The following is a 15,788-nucleotide window of genomic DNA, read 5'->3' on the forward strand; positions in this document are numbered from 1 at the left end:
CGCGACAGGTGTTCGTCACCTGCGTGCATGCCACCTCCAACGGGAGGCACCCGACCGGTATTCCTCGTCAGAGGAACCTCGATCGAGCGACCGGACCGCACAACTTCCCGGCGAGGCCGGGTGTCGAGCGGTGGGAGCGGAACTCCACTTGCAAACCCCAGCTCTCACCGGGGCGGTCTGACATGGAAGTCTAACAGTCATGACGGAAAATCCACATTCCGCAGATCCGGACGCCGACGCGGAAAACGCCGACCTGCCGATTCGCGATCTCGCCGATGTCCCCGCCGTCGAGGTCATCACCAAGTCCATCGTGATGATCATGAGCTCGGCCGCCGAGAAACTCGGCCTCGCCGAGGACGGGGCCGACGTCGATCTCGACGAGGCACGCAGTCTGATCACCGCCCTCGCCGGACTGGTGACGGCGTCGTTGCCCGATCTTGGTCTGCACGCCGCCCCGATCCGCGACGGACTCAAGAGCCTGCAGCTGGCGTTCCGCGAGGCCAGCAGCATCCCGGACGATCCCGGCACCGGGCCCGGCGAGAAACTCACCGGACCGGTGCACTGACCCGGGTCTAACCGACCGACGCCTTCGACTTGGTGCCGGTGCGCGACGTCGCCGCCACCTTCTTCGGGGCGGTCTTCTTCGCCGGGGCCTTCTTGGCGGCCGCCTTCTTCGTCGTCCGGCCGGTCGTCGGGCTGACGATCTCCTTCAGGAAGCCGCCGGTGTGGCTCTCGGGCACCGCCGCGATGTCCTCGGGTGTCCCCTCGGCCACGACCCGGCCACCACCCGAACCGCCCTCGGGGCCCATGTCGATGACCCAGTCGGCGGTCTTGATGACGTCGAGGTTGTGCTCGATGACGATGACCGAGTTGCCCTTGTCCACCAGTCCGTTGATGACGAGCAGCAGTTTGCGGATGTCCTCGAAGTGCAGACCGGTGGTCGGCTCGTCGAGGACGTAGACGGTCCGCCCGGTTGACCGCTTCTGCAGCTCTGCGGACAGCTTCACGCGCTGCGCCTCACCGCCGGAGAGCGTCGGCGCCGGCTGACCGAGACGCACGTAGCCGAGTCCGACCTCGACCAGCGTCTTGAGGTAGCGGTGGATCGAGGTGACCGGCTCGAAGAAGTCGGCCGCCTCCTCGATCGGCATGTCGAGCACCTCGGAGATGGTCTTGCCCTTGTAGTGCACCTCGAGGGTCTCGCGGTTGTACCGGGCGCCGTGGCAGACCTCGCACGGCACGTAGACGTCGGGCAGGAAGTTCATCTCGATCTTGATCGTGCCCTCACCGGTGCACGCCTCGCACCGACCGCCCTTGACGTTGAAGCTGAAGCGACCGGGTTGGTAGCCACGGACCTTGGCCTCGGTGGTGGCCGCGAACAACGTGCGGATCTTGTCGAAAACGCCGGTGTAGGTGGCCGGGTTCGACCGCGGGGTGCGACCGATCGGCGACTGGTCGACCTGCACCAGCTTGTCGAGGTGGTCGAGCCCGGTGATGCGGGTGTGCCGTCCGGGCACCTGCCGCGCACCGTTGAGCTTGTTGGCCATCGTGGTGGCGAGGATGTCGTTGACCAGCGTCGACTTGCCCGATCCGGACACCCCGGTGACCGCGGTGAGCACGCCCAGCGGGAACGACACGTCGATTCCCTGGAGGTTGTGTTCGCGGGCGCCGACCACGGTGAGTTGGCGTTTGCGATCGATCGGCCTGCGGATCTCCGGGATCGGGAGGCTCTCCCGGCCGGACAGGTACGCGCCGGTCAGCGACTCCTCGTTGGCCAACAGCCCCTCGTAGCTGCCGCTGTGGACGACCCTGCCGCCGTGCTCGCCCGCGCGCGGGCCGATGTCGACGATCCAGTCGGCGGAGCGGATGGTGTCCTCGTCGTGCTCGACGACGATCAGGGTGTTACCGAGGTTGCGCAGGCGCGTCAGCGTGTCGATCAGCCGTCGGTTGTCGCGCTGGTGCAGACCGATGGACGGTTCGTCGAGGACGTAGAGGACCCCGGCCAGCCCCGACCCGATCTGGGTGGCCAGGCGGATCCGCTGCGCCTCACCGCCGGACAACGACCCGGCCGCACGGGACAGCGACAGGTACTCGAGACCGACGTCGAGCAGGAAGGTGATCCGCGCCTGGACCTCCTTGAGCACCCGGCCGGCGATCGCCGCCTCACGGGCGCCGAGGGTCAGGTCGGAGAGGTAGTCCGCGCACTCGGCCACCGACAGCGCGCAGACCTCGGCGATCGACTTCTCACCGAAGCGCGGGTGGTCCAGGGTGACCGCGAGGATCTCCGGGCGCAGACGCGCGCCGGCACAGACCGGGCACGGGATGTCGCGCATGTAGCCCTCGTAGCGGTCCTTCATCTGCTCGGAGTCGGTCTGCTCCATCCGCCGGTGCAGGAACGACATGACGCCCTCGAACTCGGTGTAGTACGAGCGGGTGCGTCCGTAGCGGTTGCGGAACTTCACGTGGACCTGGTGGTCGCTGCCGTTGAGGATGGCGCGACGGATCTTGACCGGCAGTCGGTTCCACGGGGTGTCGACGGAGAACCCCATCTGGTCGGCCAGACCGGACAGCAGACGCAGGAAGTAGTCGGCGTTGTGCCCGGTCGACCACGGGGCGATCGCGCCGTCGGCCAACGACAACTCCGGATCGGGCACCACGAGGTCCTCGTCGACCTCCTTGCGGATGCCCAGACCGTCGCAGTCGGGGCAGGCGCCGTACGGCGAGTTGAAAGAGAACGAGCGCGGCTCGAGGTCGTCGATCGCGATGGGGTGCCCGTTCGGACAGGCCATCCGCTCGGAGAAGCGGCGCTCCCGCTCGGGGTCGTTCTCCTCGAGGTCGACGAAGTCGAGGACGATGACGCCGTCGGCCAGACGCAGTGCGGTCTCCACCGAGTCGGTCAGGCGCTGCTTGGCCGTGTGCTTGACCGCCAGGCGGTCGACCACGACCTCGATGTCGTGCTTCTCCTGCTTCTTCAGGGTCGGCGGCGTGGCCAGCGGGTGGACCACCCCGTCGACCCGCGCACGGGAGAAGCCCTGGGTCTGCAGCGACGCGAACAGGTCGACGAACTCGCCCTTGCGCGTGCGCACGACCGGCGCGAGCACCTGGAACCGGATGCCCTCCTCCATCGCGAGCACCTGGTCGACGATCTGCTGTGGGGTCTGCTTGGCGATCGCCGACCCGCACTCCGGGCAGTGCGCCTTGCCCGCGCGGGCGTAGAGCAGGCGGAGGTAGTCGTAGACCTCGGTGATCGTGCCCACGGTCGAGCGCGGGTTGCGGTTGGTGGACTTCTGGTCGATCGACACCGCGGGCGAGAGGCCCTCGATGAAATCGACATCGGGCTTGTCCATCTGCCCGAGGAACTGACGCGCGTAGGCCGACAGCGACTCGACATAGCGTCGCTGACCCTCGGCGAAGATCGTGTCGAAGGCGAGACTCGACTTGCCCGACCCGGACAGGCCGGTGAAGACGATCAGACTCTCCCGTGGCAGGTCGACGTCGATTCCACGCAGGTTGTGTTCCCGAGCTCCTCGCACGATCAGGCGGTCTGCCACAGTTGTCCTCACTCCGCGTCGGCGACGACGCGATGGTTGACGGATGGTGTCGGTGATCTCGCCGGCGACGGCGGTCACGACTGGTGGGTGGTGTCGTGCCCTGTCACTGCGACGGTCTGACAGCGGACGGACTCGACAGCGCACCACGGGCTGCCTCCATCGTAAGTGCGACCACCGACAGTTTGATTCCGAGCCGGTCGGCGGACATCGGTCGGCCGGTAGCGTTGGCGCCATGAGTGCAGCCGAGATCACCGTGTCCGACACCTACACCGGCGACCTGTCCGAAACCGACGGTGCGCAGCGCCGATCGGTCACGGGCGCGACGATCACCAAGATGTCGGTCGGTCCGATGGACAACAACGTGTACGTGGTGACCTGCACCGAGACAGGTGACCAACTCCTCATCGACGCCGCCAACGATGCCGACGACATCCTCGGGCTCGTCGACGCCCTCCCCGGGACGCCGAGACTGATCTTCACCACCCACCAACACTTCGATCACTGGCAGGCCCTGGCCGCCGTCCGCGAGTCGACGGGCGTCCCGACCGCCGCGGGCCGGATCGACGCCCCGGAGATCCCGGTGACCACCGACCGCCCCGTCGACGACGGCGACACCATCGAGATCGGTTCCTTGCGTTTCTCGGCGATCCACCTCGTCGGCCACACCCCCGGGTCGATCGCCCTGGCGATGTCCGACGGCGAGCGGACGCACCTGTTCACCGGAGACAGCCTCTTCCCCGGCGGGGTCGGCAAGACCTGGCAGCCGGGCGACTTCGAGATCCTGCTGAACGACGTCAGCACCAAGCTCTTCGACCGCTTCGACGACGACACGGCGGTCTATCCCGGTCACGGTCTGGACACGACCATCGGAACCGAACGCCCCCAGCTGGGCGAATGGCGTGAACGCGGTTGGTGATCGACGCCGCGCCGTCCACACCGGCAGGGGTCAGCCGGTAACCTCGGAACGGCCCTGTGACACACCGTCGTCGTCCCCGACGACGGCAGGGTCAATGACCCGAGGAGGCCATCAGTGTTGATCCGCCGAATTGCCCGCCCGATGCTCGCGAGCGTGTTCGTCGCATCGGGCATCAACGCTTTGCGAAACCCCGAGCAGCTTGCCGAAACCGCGCAGCCGTTCGTCAAGAAGGCACAAGAGGTCCTGCCCGACGAGGTCGTCGAACCCATCCCGTCCGACACCGTCACGTTGGTCCGGATCAACGGAGCGATCCAGCTCGGTGGCGGCGTCCTGCTCGCCACCGGCAAGTTCCCGCGTTTCGCCGCCCTGGGGCTCGCCGGCTCGATTGTCCCGACAACGCTTGCCGGACATGACTTCTGGACCAAGACCGATCCGCAGGAACGCCAGTACCACCAGACGCAGTTCCTCAAGAACCTGAGCCTGCTCGGCGGTCTGCTCATCACTGCGGTCGACACCGAGGGCAAGCCCTCGGTGGCGTGGCGGTCCCGCAAGGCGGTCGAACACGCGTCCGACGCCGTGAGCGCGGCACTGCCGTTCGGCGGAGACAGCAGCAGCGACACCTTCGAGCACCTCCGGTCGGCCGCGGCCGACCGCGCGAGCCAGGTCGCCGAGATCGCCAAGGATCGCGGACCGGGCGTCCTCGAGGCAGCCAAGGATCGGGCCACCCCGCTCGCCGAGGCCGCCGTGGAGCGCGGGTCGAAGCTGGCCGAGGTCGCCAAGGACAAGGCGACCCCGTACGCCGAGGCCGCCGCCGAGCGCGGATCCGAGCTGGGCGAGAAGGCCGCGAAGGTCGCTCGCAAGCGCGCCGAGAAGGCGGGCAAGGTCGCCCGCAAGGAGGGCAACAAGGCCGCCAAGAAGGCCCGCAAGCGCGGGTCGGAGATCGCCGACCTCGCGGCCAAGCGGGGCTCGGAGTTCGCCGACACCGCCCGCGAGCGTGGGATCGAACTCGCCGAGACGGCCCGCGACCGCGGCGCCGATTACGCCGACACCGCGGCCGATCGCGGCTCCAAGCTGGCCGACAAGGCGTCCAAGCGTGGGTCCGTCTTCGCCGACGAGGCGCAGAAGCGTGGTGCGGAGTTCCTCGAGCAGGCCCGCGAGCGGAGTCTCGAGTTCGCCGACACCGCCCGTGACCGCGCACCCGAGCTCGCCGACACCGCCCGTAGCCGCGCCGCGGACTGGGCGTCGACGGCCGAGGCCCGTGGCCAGAAGCTCTCGAAGCGTGCGCAGAAGCGCGCCCAGAAGGCTGCGGTCAAGCAGGCCGTGCAGGCTGCGATCAGCAACGTCAAGTAATCCCACGAGGTCCGTGGCGGGTGTCGAGCACGCCCGCCACGGATCGTCGTGTCACCCACGGAAGGCTCCTGATCCACCCATGACCCGGACGCGGGAGACCGCACCCCTGCCCGACCGGGACGACACCGGTCGCGACGATGAGTCCGATTCCCCCATCTCGGCCGAGCAATCCCATCTCGACGTCATCTACGCACGTCTCGATCGCATGCGACGGTCGACCTCCACCCGCCTGCAGACCGCGCTACGCGAGTCCGGCGGAACCCCACAGGCCCGCTCCGAACGTGAGTCGTACGAGCGGATGTACCACGACGATCTCACCAAATACGATGCCGCCGAACACAACCTGTACTTCGGACGTCTCGATCTCTCCGACGGCGAGACACGCACGATCGGTCGCATCGGCATCCTCGACGACGACGAGAACGACTCCACCCTGCTGCTCGACTGGCGTGCACCGCTGTCGCGGCCGTTCTATCTCGCCACACCCGCCGCACCGGACTCGGTTGCCGTGCGTCGTCACATCCGGACGCGCAACCGTCGGGTCACCGCGGTCAACGACGAACGCCTCGACGCCGGTGACATCGACGCGGTCTCGCGAGGCGACGTCGTCAACGAGGCCGCACTGATCGGTGCGCTGAACGCCGCCCGCACCGGCGAGATGGTCGACATCGTCGAGACCATCCAGCGCGAACAGGACCTCATCATCCGGTCCACGCACCGCGGCGTGACCGTCGTGCAGGGCGGTCCGGGTACCGGCAAGACCGCCGTGGCCCTGCACCGTGCCGCCTATCTGCTCTACACCCACCGGGACACGCTTTCCCGCAGCGGCGTCCTGATCATCGGGCCGAACGACGACTTCCTGCGCTACATCGGGCAGGTGCTGCCCTCGCTGGGTGAGACCGGCGTCCTGTTGTCGACGGTCGGCGCGCTCTACCCGGGCGTCGTGGCCACCCGTGTCGACGACCGCACCGGCGCAGCGGTCAAGGGTGATCTGCGCATGATCCAGGTGCTGAAGAACGCTGTCCGCGAGACGCAGTCGCTCCCGTCGGAGACGGTGACCGTGCGATTCGACGGCTACCCCCTGGAGATCGATCGCGACCTGGTCCGGCGGGCCCGCGGCCGAGCCCGGTCGAGTCGGCGGGCGCACAACCAGGCCCGACCGTTGTTCCTGCGCGCGGCGCTCGACGAACTGGCCCAGCAGCACGCGCGGCGGATCGGGTCGAGCACCATCGACGGTTCGCAGCTCCTCAGTGCCGGCGACGTGGCCGACATCCGTGACGAGATGGAATCCGACGCCGAGATCCTGACCGCCCTCGCCCGTTTCTGGCCCCAACTGACCCCGGACCGACTCCTGCACGACTTCCTCTCCGACACCGGCCGCATCCGGGCCGTCACACGCGGCTGGACGGCCACCGACCGCGAGGCGCTGCACCGCGGCGCCGGGTCCCGGGGAGGTGTCACCGAGAGCGACGTCCCACTGCTCGACGAGTTGGCCGAGATCATCGGCTACGACACCGCCGACGACGAGCGCTCCGAGCAGGCACGGTGGCGCAAGCAGTTGGCCGACGCCCAGGACGCGCTCGACATCCTGACCGGTTCGGCCCCACAGGATCTCGAGGACGAACTCGACCCCGAGATCCTGATGGCCTACGACCTCATCGACGCCGAACAGTTGGCCGCACGACAGACGCAACGGCACAGTCAGACGACCGCTGAACGTGCCCACGGCGACCGCACCTGGGCGTTCGGCCACGTGATCGTCGACGAGGCACAGGAGATCTCGGCGATGGGATGGCGGATGATCATGCGCCGCATCCCGAATCGGTGGATGACGATCATCGGCGACACCGCCCAGACCGGTGATCCCGCGGGTACCACGTCGTGGGGATCGGTGCTCGAGCCGTACGTCGCCCGGCGCTGGCAACAACACGACCTCACGGTCAACTACCGCACGCCGGCCGAGATCATGTCGGTCGCGGCCGATGTGCTCGCACAGATCGATCCCGACCGATCCGCACCCACATCGATCCGCCACTCCGAGGTGCCGCCGCGCGCGGTGCGTGTCAGCGGTGACGGGTTGGCCGACGCCGCGGTGTCCGCGGCGACCGGAGACGGGCAGGAGGCGGTCGACGACGGCGTCACCGCGATCATCGCCCCGGATGCCGATGTCGCGGCCATCACCGCTCGCGCCACGGAGACCGGTGGGGCCGCGGCCGGTGTGCGGGTGCTCACCGTGACGCAGTGCAAGGGACTCGAGTTCGACCGGACCGTGGTCGTCGAACCGGCGTCAATCGTCGAACAGTCACCCCGGGGGCTCAACGACCTCTACGTGGCCCTGACGCGGGCGACGCAGCGGCTCACCGTGGTGCATTCGGCCGACCTGCCGAACGCACTCGCCGCGCTCGGCTGAGAGCCGAACGCGGCGAGGGTGTCGTGCGGGGTGACCGCGAGGGGTCAGACCGTGTGGACGATCAGGACGTCGCAGGCGGATTTGCGGGCGACGTCGGCGGGGACGGATCCCAGGAGACGGCCGGCGATCGAGTTGAGGCCCTTGTTACCGACGACCAGCAGGTCGGCCTTGGTGTCTCCGACGAGCTGGAGCAGGGCGTCGACGGGGGCACCCTTGATCGGGCGGGTGTTGACGTTGGCGGTGTTGGCGCCGGCGCGGGTTGCGCGTTCACGTGCGGTGCGCAGGATCTCGTCGGTGGGGGCCGTCCCGTGCACCTGGTAGGCCTCGTCCTTGAGGACGTCGGACACCGAGTTCACGTCGCGACCCTCGTGCGGGAAGAACGCGCAGGCGATGACCAGTTTGGCGGTGTCCCCAGCGATGGCGCCGGCACGTTCGACCGCCTTGAGTGACGACTCCGAACCGTCCGTTCCGACGACAACTGTCTGGTACGCGCTCATCCATTCCTCCGTTTGTGTCGACGACTTCGTCGTCATGTTTCGGTGACAACCTCATACCGTCGTGGGATTTCACGACGGCGTCGTCACCCGAGTTTCTCAGACAACGCTGTGGCGACGATCAACTGCGATGGACGACACCGTGTGTCACGAGGTCGCACCGTAGCTGGATTGCCGCCACTGAACTGGGACAATAGTTGCACAAATGCACTCCTGTCCGTCGATCGTGGGTATCGCCACACCGGGTGTCACCGGATGCCTGCGGCGTCCATTCCGCGGAGTTCCTTCTTGAGGTCGGAGATCTCGTCCCGCAGACGCCCCGCCAGCTCGAACTGGAGGTCACGCGCCGCGTTCATCATCTGTGCGCTCAGCGCGGCGATGAGATCGGCCAGTTCGGCCCGCGGCATCGTCGACACGTCGCGTTTCTCGATGACGCCGGCACTGAACGTCTTGCCGCCCTCCCCCGGCGCCCGACGGCCGCGACTCGCGTTGCGACCGGATCCGCCGATCTCCACCTGCTCCTCGGCCTCCTTGTAGACCTGGTCGAGGATGTCGGCGATCTTCTTGCGCAGCGGCTTCGGGTCGACACCGGCGGCCTTGTTGTAGGCGACCTGCTTCTCCCGACGACGGTCGGTCTCGTCGATCGCGTTGCGCATCGAGTCGGTGATCTTGTCCGCGTACATGTGTACTTCGCCGGACACGTTGCGGGCCGCGCGACCGATCGTCTGGATGAGGCTGGTGGTGCTCCGCAGGAAGCCCTCCTTGTCCGCGTCGAGGATCGCGACCAGTGACACCTCCGGCAGGTCGAGACCCTCACGGAGGAGGTTGATGCCGACCAGGACGTCGTAGTCGCCGGTGCGCAGCTGGCGCAGCAGCTCGACGCGGCGCAGGGTGTCGACCTCGGAGTGCAGGTACCGGACGCGGATACCCAGCTCCAGCAGGTAGTCGGTGAGGTCCTCCGACATCTTCTTGGTCAACGTGGTGACCAGCACACGCTCGTCGCGCTCGCTGCGCACCTTGATCTCGTGGACGAGATCGTCGATCTGGCCCTTGGTGGGCTTGACGACCACCTGCGGGTCGACGAGGCCGGTCGGACGGATGACCTGTTCCACGAACTCGCCGTTGGACTGACCGAGTTCGTACGGGCCCGGCGTCGCAGACAGGTAGACGGTCTGTCCGACGCGGTCGACGAACTCGTCCCAGGTCAGCGGTCGGTTGTCGACCGCTGACGGCAGGCGGAAGCCGAAGTCGACCAGGTTGCGCTTGCGCGACATGTCGCCCTCGTACATGCCGCCGATCTGCGGCACGGTCACGTGGGACTCGTCGATGACCATGAGGAAGTCGTCCGGGAAGTAGTCGATCAGCGTCGCCGGGGCGGTGCCCGGTCCGCGACCGTCGATGTGGCGCGAGTAGTTCTCGATGCCCGAGCAGAACCCGACCTGTCGCATCATCTCCAGGTCGTAGGAGGTCCGCATCCGCAACCGTTGGGCCTCGAGGAGCTTGCCCTTGCCCTCGAGCTCGGCCAGGCGTGCCTCGAGTTCCTCCTCGATGCTGGTCATCGCGCGTTCCATGCGTTCGGGTCCCGCGACGTAGTGCGTGGCCGGGAAGATCCGCAGCGTGTCGACCTGACGGATGATGTCGCCGGTGAGCGGGTGCAGGTAGTACAGCGCCTCGACCTCGTCGCCGAAGAACTCGATGCGGACCGCCAACTCCTCGTAGGACGGGATGATCTCTACCGTGTCACCCCGGACGCGGAAGCTGCCGCGGACGAAGCTCATGTCGTTGCGGGTGTACTGCACGTCGACCAGCAGCCGCAGCAGAGCGTCCCGATCGACCTCCTGGCCGACGTCGAGGTGCACCGAGCGGTCGAGATAGGACTGCGGCGTGCCGAGGCCGTAGATGCACGACACCGACGCCACCACGACCACGTCGCGGCGCGACAGCAGGCTCGACGTGGCCGAGTGCCGCAGTCGTTCGACGTCGTCGTTGATCGACGAGTCCTTCTCGATGTAGGTGTCGGTCTGCGCGATGTACGCCTCGGGCTGGTAGTAGTCGTAGTAGGAGACGAAGTACTCGACCGCGTTGTTGGGCAACATGTCCCGCAGCTCGTTGGCGAGCTGGGCGGCCAGCGTCTTGTTCGGCGCCATCACCAGGGTGGGGCGCTGGACCTTCTCGATCAGCCACGCGGTGGTCGCCGATTTACCGGTACCGGTGGCGCCGAGCAGCACGATGTCGCGCTCGCCCTCCTGCAGGCGTCGTTCGAGGTCGGCGATCGCCTTCGGCTGGTCGCCCGCCGGCACGTGTTCGCTGACCACCTCGAACTTCGACTCCGAGCGTTCGATCTCGCCCACGGGCCGATGTTCGGAGTGGGCGACGATGGGGTGTTCTGCCGCAAAAGCCATGTACCCAGAGTAGGCGCGGGGTACGACAGAGCTCGGACGAAGCCCGACCGCACTAGAGTCCTGCGCATGGCGGCGTCGGAATCACCCCCTCCCCACCCGCCCAAACGTGAGGTCTTCGACGTGCGGGCGATGATCAACACCGACAACAAGGGGTTCGTCCGACCGGTCGAGACCTACACCGAGACCGGGTTCGGCCTGTACATGTCGCGCACGGCCGACCACCCGCGGTTCCACCGCCTCGAGTCGTGGTTGCTGCCCGGGCTCGGACTGCGGGTCAGCATCTTCCATCTCGTGGCGGGCCACCACACCGGGCAGCGCCTCTACCTCGACGTGGGCGAGTTCTCCGGCCCCGACACACACGGGTGCTGGCACGCGGAGGACTGGTATCTCGACCTGATCGACGTTCCCGGGCGGCCACTCGAGCTCGTCGACGTCGACGAGCTCTTCGAGGCCCACCACGCCGGCCTGCTCACCGCCGACGCGTCGGTCCGGGCCGTGGGGATCGCCACCCGCACGTTGGTGGGTGCGGCCGAGCACGGCCACGATGTGGCGGCCTGGCTGGCGTCCGCGGGGGCGCCACTGACCTGGGAGTCGGGGCGCTGAGCCCGATCGGTACGGCCGTACCGCTAGGGGGTCGCGGCGCGACTCGATGAGTCGTCGATCTCGACGCGTACGGTCGCGGGTCGACCCGGGTCGGCGGAGGCGTACGCCGCCTCGTCGTCGGCGACTCGGGGGAAGCCGCCTGCGACCAGCGCGGCGGCGAGCGCATCGCCGGCGCCGGGGTCCCGTGCGGTGATCTGGAGGTCGATGACGTCCGGTGCGTCGCGATCCGGAACCGCGGTGGGACCGACGTGCTCGACCGCGACCGCATGCTCTGCGGCCAGTACGCGGAGTCGGTCGCGAAGCCGTCGTCCCTGACGCGCCCATGCGGGGTCGGCGGGCACGGTGTGCTGGTCGTCGCGAGCGGCGGGGGTGCCCGTTCGCACGTTGGCCTCGTAGGGAACGAGTCGTTCGTCCCACACCCGAGCGGCGAGGGCGGCGAGATCGTCGGCGGTTCCGCTGTTGTCGAGCCAGACGTCGGCCACCTCGCGACGCTGGTCCACCGTGGCCTGCGACCGGATGCGTGCGCGGGCGTCGTCGGCGTCCATGCCCCGCAGCCCGGTGAGGCGTTCGACACGTAGCTCTTCGTCGGCGTGCACGATGATCACGAGGTTGAAGAACGGGGCCATGCCGCCCTCCACGAGCAGCGGCACGTCCTGGACGACGATCGCGTCGTCGGGAGCGGCACCGAGCAGTTCCCATGTGCGGGCACCGACGCGGGGATGGGTGATGGCGTTGAGTCGTTGACGCTGTTCCTCGTCGACGAACGCCTTCGCGGCGAGCGCAGCGCGGTCCAGACTGCCGTCCTCGGCGAGGATGTCGTCACCGAAGGCCTCGACCAGCTCGGCGAGTCCGTCGGTGCCGGGCGCGACCACCTCACGTGCGATCTTGTCCGCGTCGATGAGGTAGGCGCCGCGTTCGGTGAAGGTGCGGGCGACGGTCGATTTACCGGCGCCGATTCCGCCGGACAGGCCAACTCTGATCACGCCGACCAGTGTGGCAGACGCTCAGGCGCCCTACTTCGGGAAGACGCCCAGCAAATACGACAGCTGCGTCACGAGCGGGTTGAGGTCGAGCTTGTCGGGGTCCTTCTTGGGCTTGGTGTCCCACGGCTGGGTGGTGGTGGGGTCGGCGTACTTCGCGTTCTGTGCGCCTCGCACCACTGTCGGGTTCCCCTGCGCGACAGCACACTCGGCCTTGGTGTTGAACGGGAAGTCGTCGTAGTTGAGGTCGAAGTCGGGGTTCTTCTTCTTGATCGCGGCGATCTCCGCCTTCGTGCTCTCGTAGCCCACGGTGCACGACGGCGAGTTGTTCGTCTCCAGCACCACGCCGAAGTGGATCGTGCCGTCACCGGGCGCGGTGGAGTAGCTGCCGCTCGACAGCGTGGACAGATTGGCCAGCGACGGGGAGATGAGCGGGAAGGTGCCCTTGATGTTGCGGACGTCGGTGGCGAGGTTGCGCACCACGGTGGTCGCGTCGCCGCCACTGCGTGTCAGCAGTGCCGAGATCTGCGTCGCCGACGCGGTTCCGGTGGTCAGCAATCGGCGGATCGACGGGTCGCTGCTCGCGAGTTGGGTGGTGATCAACCCGAGGCTCTTCGACCAGTCCAGGATGGCGTCGGACTGGTCGGCCTGGGTGCCCAGGACGGTGTCGGCGTTGCGGATCAACGAGATCGTCGCCGGCAGGTTGTCGTTGCCCGTCTTCGCCAAATTGGACAGCGAGTCGACGAGACCCTTCAGGTTCTCGCCGTTGCCGTTGAACGCCTTGCCCAGTTCGGTGACCACGGTGTTCAGATCGTCGATCGGTACCGAGTCCGACAGACCGATCGCACTCGACAACACGTCCTCGACCGGGGTAGGGATCGACGTGTCGGAGATGACCGAGCCGTTGCGCAGGTACGGTCCGCCCACGCTCGAGGGGCGCAGATCGACGAACTGCTCGCCGATCGCCGAGCGGTTGGCCACCACCGCCTGCGCGAGGGCCGGCACCTTCGGCCCGCCGGAGTCGAGATCGAGATCCACCCGCACGCCGTCGGGGCGCAGCGACAACGCCGACACCCGCCCCACCGCGACACCCTGGTAGGTGACCTCGGCGTTGGTGAAGATGCCGCCGGAATCGGCGAAATCGGCGTGCACCGTGTACGAACCGACGCCGACCAGCGTATCGAGACGGGCGTACCGGACCCCGACCACCGACAGCGCGACCACGGCCACCACGACCAGCGCCACGAGCTGCCAGATCTGCAGCCGACTCACCATGTTCACCGCGAACGCTCCCTCTCGGGTGGCCGATGTCCCGAACGCCACCCGCGGGCGCGAACGCGCCGGTCAGAACATTGCCACACGCTCGAAAACACTTGCAATGCAAAATGGTTCATTCGGCGGCGTCGCGACAGTCGCCTTCGCCACGACACCCAGCGACTATGACGTGAGTCACGACAACTGGTTTGCGACGATCAACCACAGCAAAAACCGCGGGCCCCTCCCGAGTGGAAGGGGCCCGCGGCCGGTGGTGCGTTCTTCGACGAACTCAGCGATCAGGCGTTGCCGGACAGCTTCTCGCGCAGTGCGGCGAGCTGCTCATCGCTGGCCAGCGATCCACCACGCGGTGCGGAGGCCGCACCGTCAGCGGCAGGCGCCGAACCGGACTCACTCGACGAGGACGACGACTCCGAGGAGTAGTCGGTCGGTGCGTTTGCGGCCTCGACCGCGGCAGCAGCGAACTTCTCGATCTGAGCGGTGTGCATCTTGTGGCGACGCTCGGCCTCGGCGTACCGCGACTCCCACGCCTCCCGCTGCTTCTCGAATCCTTCGAGCCATTCGTTGGTCTCGGAGTCGAAGCCCTCGGGGAAGATGTAGTTGCCCGCCTCGTCGTAGCTGTCGGCCATGCCGTACTTCGACGGATCGAACTCCTCGGTGTAGTCCTCGTTGGCCTGCTTGAGGCTCAGCGAGATACGACGACGCTCGAGGTCGATGTCGATGACCTTGACCATCGCGTCGTCGTTGACCGCGACGACCTGATCCGGCACCTCGACGTGGCGCTCGGCCAGCTCCGAGATGTGCACGAGGCCCTCGATCCCCTCTTCGACGCGAACGAACGCACCGAAGGGAACCAGCTTGGTGACCTTGCCCGGGACGATCTGGCCGATCGCGTGGGTACGGGCGAACTGACGCCACGGATCTTCCTGGGTCGCCTTGAGCGACAGCGAGACCCGCTCGCGATCGAGATCGACGTCGAGCACCTCGACGGTGACCTCGTCACCGACGGCCACGACCTCGGACGGATGGTCGATGTGCTTCCAGGAGAGCTCGGAGACGTGCACCAGACCGTCGACGCCGCCGAGATCGACGAACGCACCGAAGTTGACGATCGAGGACACGACGCCCTTGCGGACCTGGCCCTTCTGCAGCTGGTGCAGGAACTCGCTGCGGACCTCGGACTGGGTCTGCTCGAGCCATGCGCGACGCGACAGGACCACGTTGTTGCGGTTCTTGTCGAGCTCGATGATCTTGGCCTCGATCTCCTTGCCGATGTACGGCTGCAGATCGCGGACGCGACGCATCTCCACCAGCGATGCCGGGAGGAAGCCACGCAGGCCGATGTCGAGGATGAGGCCGCCCTTGACGACCTCGATGACGGTGCCCTTGACGGCCTCGTCCTTCTCCTTGAGCTCCTCGATCGTTCCCCAGGCACGCTCGTACTGCGCGCGCTTCTTGGAGAGGATCAGCCGACCTTCTTTGTCCTCCTTGGTGAGGACCAGTGCTTCCACCACGTCGCCGACGTTGACGACCTCGTTGGGGTCGACGTCGTGCTTGATGGACAGCTCACGCGAGGGGATGACACCCTCGGTCTTGTAACCGATATCGAGCAGGACCTCGTCGCGGTCGACCTTGACGATGGTGCCCTCGACGATGTCGCCATCGTTGAAGTACTTGATCGTTGCGTCGATTGCGGCGAGGAAGTCCTCGGCAGTGCCGATGTCGTTGACGGCGACTTGCGGCGAGGTAATGGTCGTGGACGGCATATGTTGGGTTGCTCCGGACAGTGTTCTAGTAGGTTCGATTCGAG

The 15,788-nt window shown here is 67.4% G+C and carries 11 protein-coding genes; 5 read left to right on the forward strand and 6 right to left on the reverse strand.

Going from position 1 to position 15,788, the window contains the following annotated elements:
* The first annotated feature begins 199 nt into the window (after window positions 1-199).
* A complete protein-coding gene (locus LX13_RS13490) occupies window positions 200-565 on the forward strand; it encodes a DUF1844 domain-containing protein (RefSeq protein ID WP_253661873.1) in 366 nt (121 codons plus the stop codon).
* 7 nt (window positions 566-572) lie between these two features.
* On the opposite strand, the gene uvrA is transcribed toward LX13_RS13490, so the two are convergent.
* Entirely contained in the window at window positions 573-3,548 is a 2,976-nt protein-coding gene (uvrA, locus tag LX13_RS13495) for an excinuclease ABC subunit UvrA (protein ID WP_253661874.1), read from the reverse strand.
* Between the two features lie 232 nt (window positions 3,549-3,780).
* Between uvrA and LX13_RS13500 the strand changes: the two genes are divergently transcribed.
* The 3 genes from LX13_RS13500 (at window position 3,781) to LX13_RS13510 (ending at window position 8,224) form a co-directional block, all read left to right on the forward strand.
* Window positions 3,781-4,464, forward strand: a complete 684-nt coding sequence (locus LX13_RS13500; RefSeq protein WP_253661875.1) for an MBL fold metallo-hydrolase — start codon at window positions 3,781-3,783, stop codon at window positions 4,462-4,464.
* Window positions 4,465-4,578: 114 nt separating this feature from the next.
* Window positions 4,579-5,814 (forward strand): DoxX family protein, encoded by a 1,236-nt coding sequence (locus LX13_RS13505; RefSeq protein ID WP_253661876.1) that lies wholly within the window; start codon window positions 4,579-4,581, stop codon window positions 5,812-5,814.
* Between the two features lie 79 nt (window positions 5,815-5,893).
* A complete protein-coding gene (locus tag LX13_RS13510; RefSeq protein ID WP_253661877.1) occupies window positions 5,894-8,224 on the forward strand; it encodes a HelD family protein in 2,331 nt (776 codons plus the stop codon).
* A gap of 44 nt (window positions 8,225-8,268) precedes the next feature.
* Here the strand turns inward: LX13_RS13510 and LX13_RS13515 are convergent, their stop codons facing one another.
* The gene (locus LX13_RS13515; protein WP_253661878.1) at window positions 8,269-8,721 is read right to left on the reverse strand and encodes a universal stress protein; all 453 of its coding nucleotides are present in this window, start codon (window positions 8,719-8,721) and stop codon (window positions 8,269-8,271) included.
* Between the two features lie 245 nt (window positions 8,722-8,966).
* Window positions 8,967-11,120: an excinuclease ABC subunit UvrB gene (gene uvrB, locus LX13_RS13520; protein ID WP_253661879.1), complete on the reverse strand. Its 2,154-nt coding sequence runs from the start codon at window positions 11,118-11,120 to the stop codon at window positions 8,967-8,969.
* Window positions 11,121-11,186: 66 nt separating this feature from the next.
* On the opposite strand from uvrB, the gene LX13_RS13525 reads away from it, so the two are divergent.
* Window positions 11,187-11,723, forward strand: coding sequence for a ribonuclease FAU-1 family protein (locus tag LX13_RS13525; protein WP_253661880.1), 537 nt, complete (start codon window positions 11,187-11,189; stop codon window positions 11,721-11,723).
* Between the two features lie 23 nt (window positions 11,724-11,746).
* Here LX13_RS13525 and coaE read toward each other — a convergent pair whose 3' ends face one another.
* The 3 genes from coaE to rpsA form a co-directional block, all read right to left on the reverse strand.
* Entirely contained in the window at window positions 11,747-12,706 is a 960-nt protein-coding gene (gene coaE, locus LX13_RS13530; protein ID WP_253661881.1) for a dephospho-CoA kinase, read from the reverse strand.
* Between the two features lie 30 nt (window positions 12,707-12,736).
* Window positions 12,737-13,978 carry an MCE family protein gene (locus tag LX13_RS13535; RefSeq protein ID WP_253662737.1) on the reverse strand — a complete coding sequence of 414 codons (1,242 nt, stop codon included), beginning with the start codon at window positions 13,976-13,978 and terminating at the stop codon, window positions 12,737-12,739.
* A 278-nt stretch (window positions 13,979-14,256) separates the two neighbouring features.
* Window positions 14,257-15,744, reverse strand: coding sequence for a 30S ribosomal protein S1 (gene rpsA / locus LX13_RS13540; protein WP_253661882.1), 1,488 nt, complete (start codon window positions 15,742-15,744; stop codon window positions 14,257-14,259).
* Window positions 15,745-15,788: the final 44 nt, after the last annotated feature.

Origin of the sequence: Williamsia maris, assembly GCF_024171815.1 — a bacterium.
GTDB lineage: Bacteria > Actinomycetota > Actinomycetes > Mycobacteriales > Mycobacteriaceae > Williamsia_A > Williamsia_A maris.

What these genes read in the sequence shown, in the direction of transcription:
- LX13_RS13490 (WP_253661873.1), top strand. Translation starts at nt 200, where the DNA reads ATGACGGAAAATCCACATTCCGCAGATCCGGACGCCGACGCGGAAAAC.
- LX13_RS13500 (WP_253661875.1), top strand. Translation starts at nt 3,781, where the DNA reads ATGAGTGCAGCCGAGATCACCGTGTCCGACACCTACACCGGCGACCTG.
- LX13_RS13510 (WP_253661877.1), top strand. Translation starts at nt 5,894, where the DNA reads ATGACCCGGACGCGGGAGACCGCACCCCTGCCCGACCGGGACGACACC.
- LX13_RS13515 (WP_253661878.1), bottom strand. Translation starts at nt 8,721, where the DNA reads ATGAGCGCGTACCAGACAGTTGTCGTCGGAACGGACGGTTCGGAGTCG.
- uvrB (WP_253661879.1), bottom strand. Translation starts at nt 11,120, where the DNA reads ATGGCTTTTGCGGCAGAACACCCCATCGTCGCCCACTCCGAACATCGG.
- LX13_RS13525 (WP_253661880.1), top strand. Translation starts at nt 11,187, where the DNA reads ATGGCGGCGTCGGAATCACCCCCTCCCCACCCGCCCAAACGTGAGGTC.
- LX13_RS13535 (WP_253662737.1), bottom strand. Translation starts at nt 13,978, where the DNA reads ATGGTGAGTCGGCTGCAGATCTGGCAGCTCGTGGCGCTGGTCGTGGTG.
- rpsA (WP_253661882.1), bottom strand. Translation starts at nt 15,744, where the DNA reads ATGCCGTCCACGACCATTACCTCGCCGCAAGTCGCCGTCAACGACATC.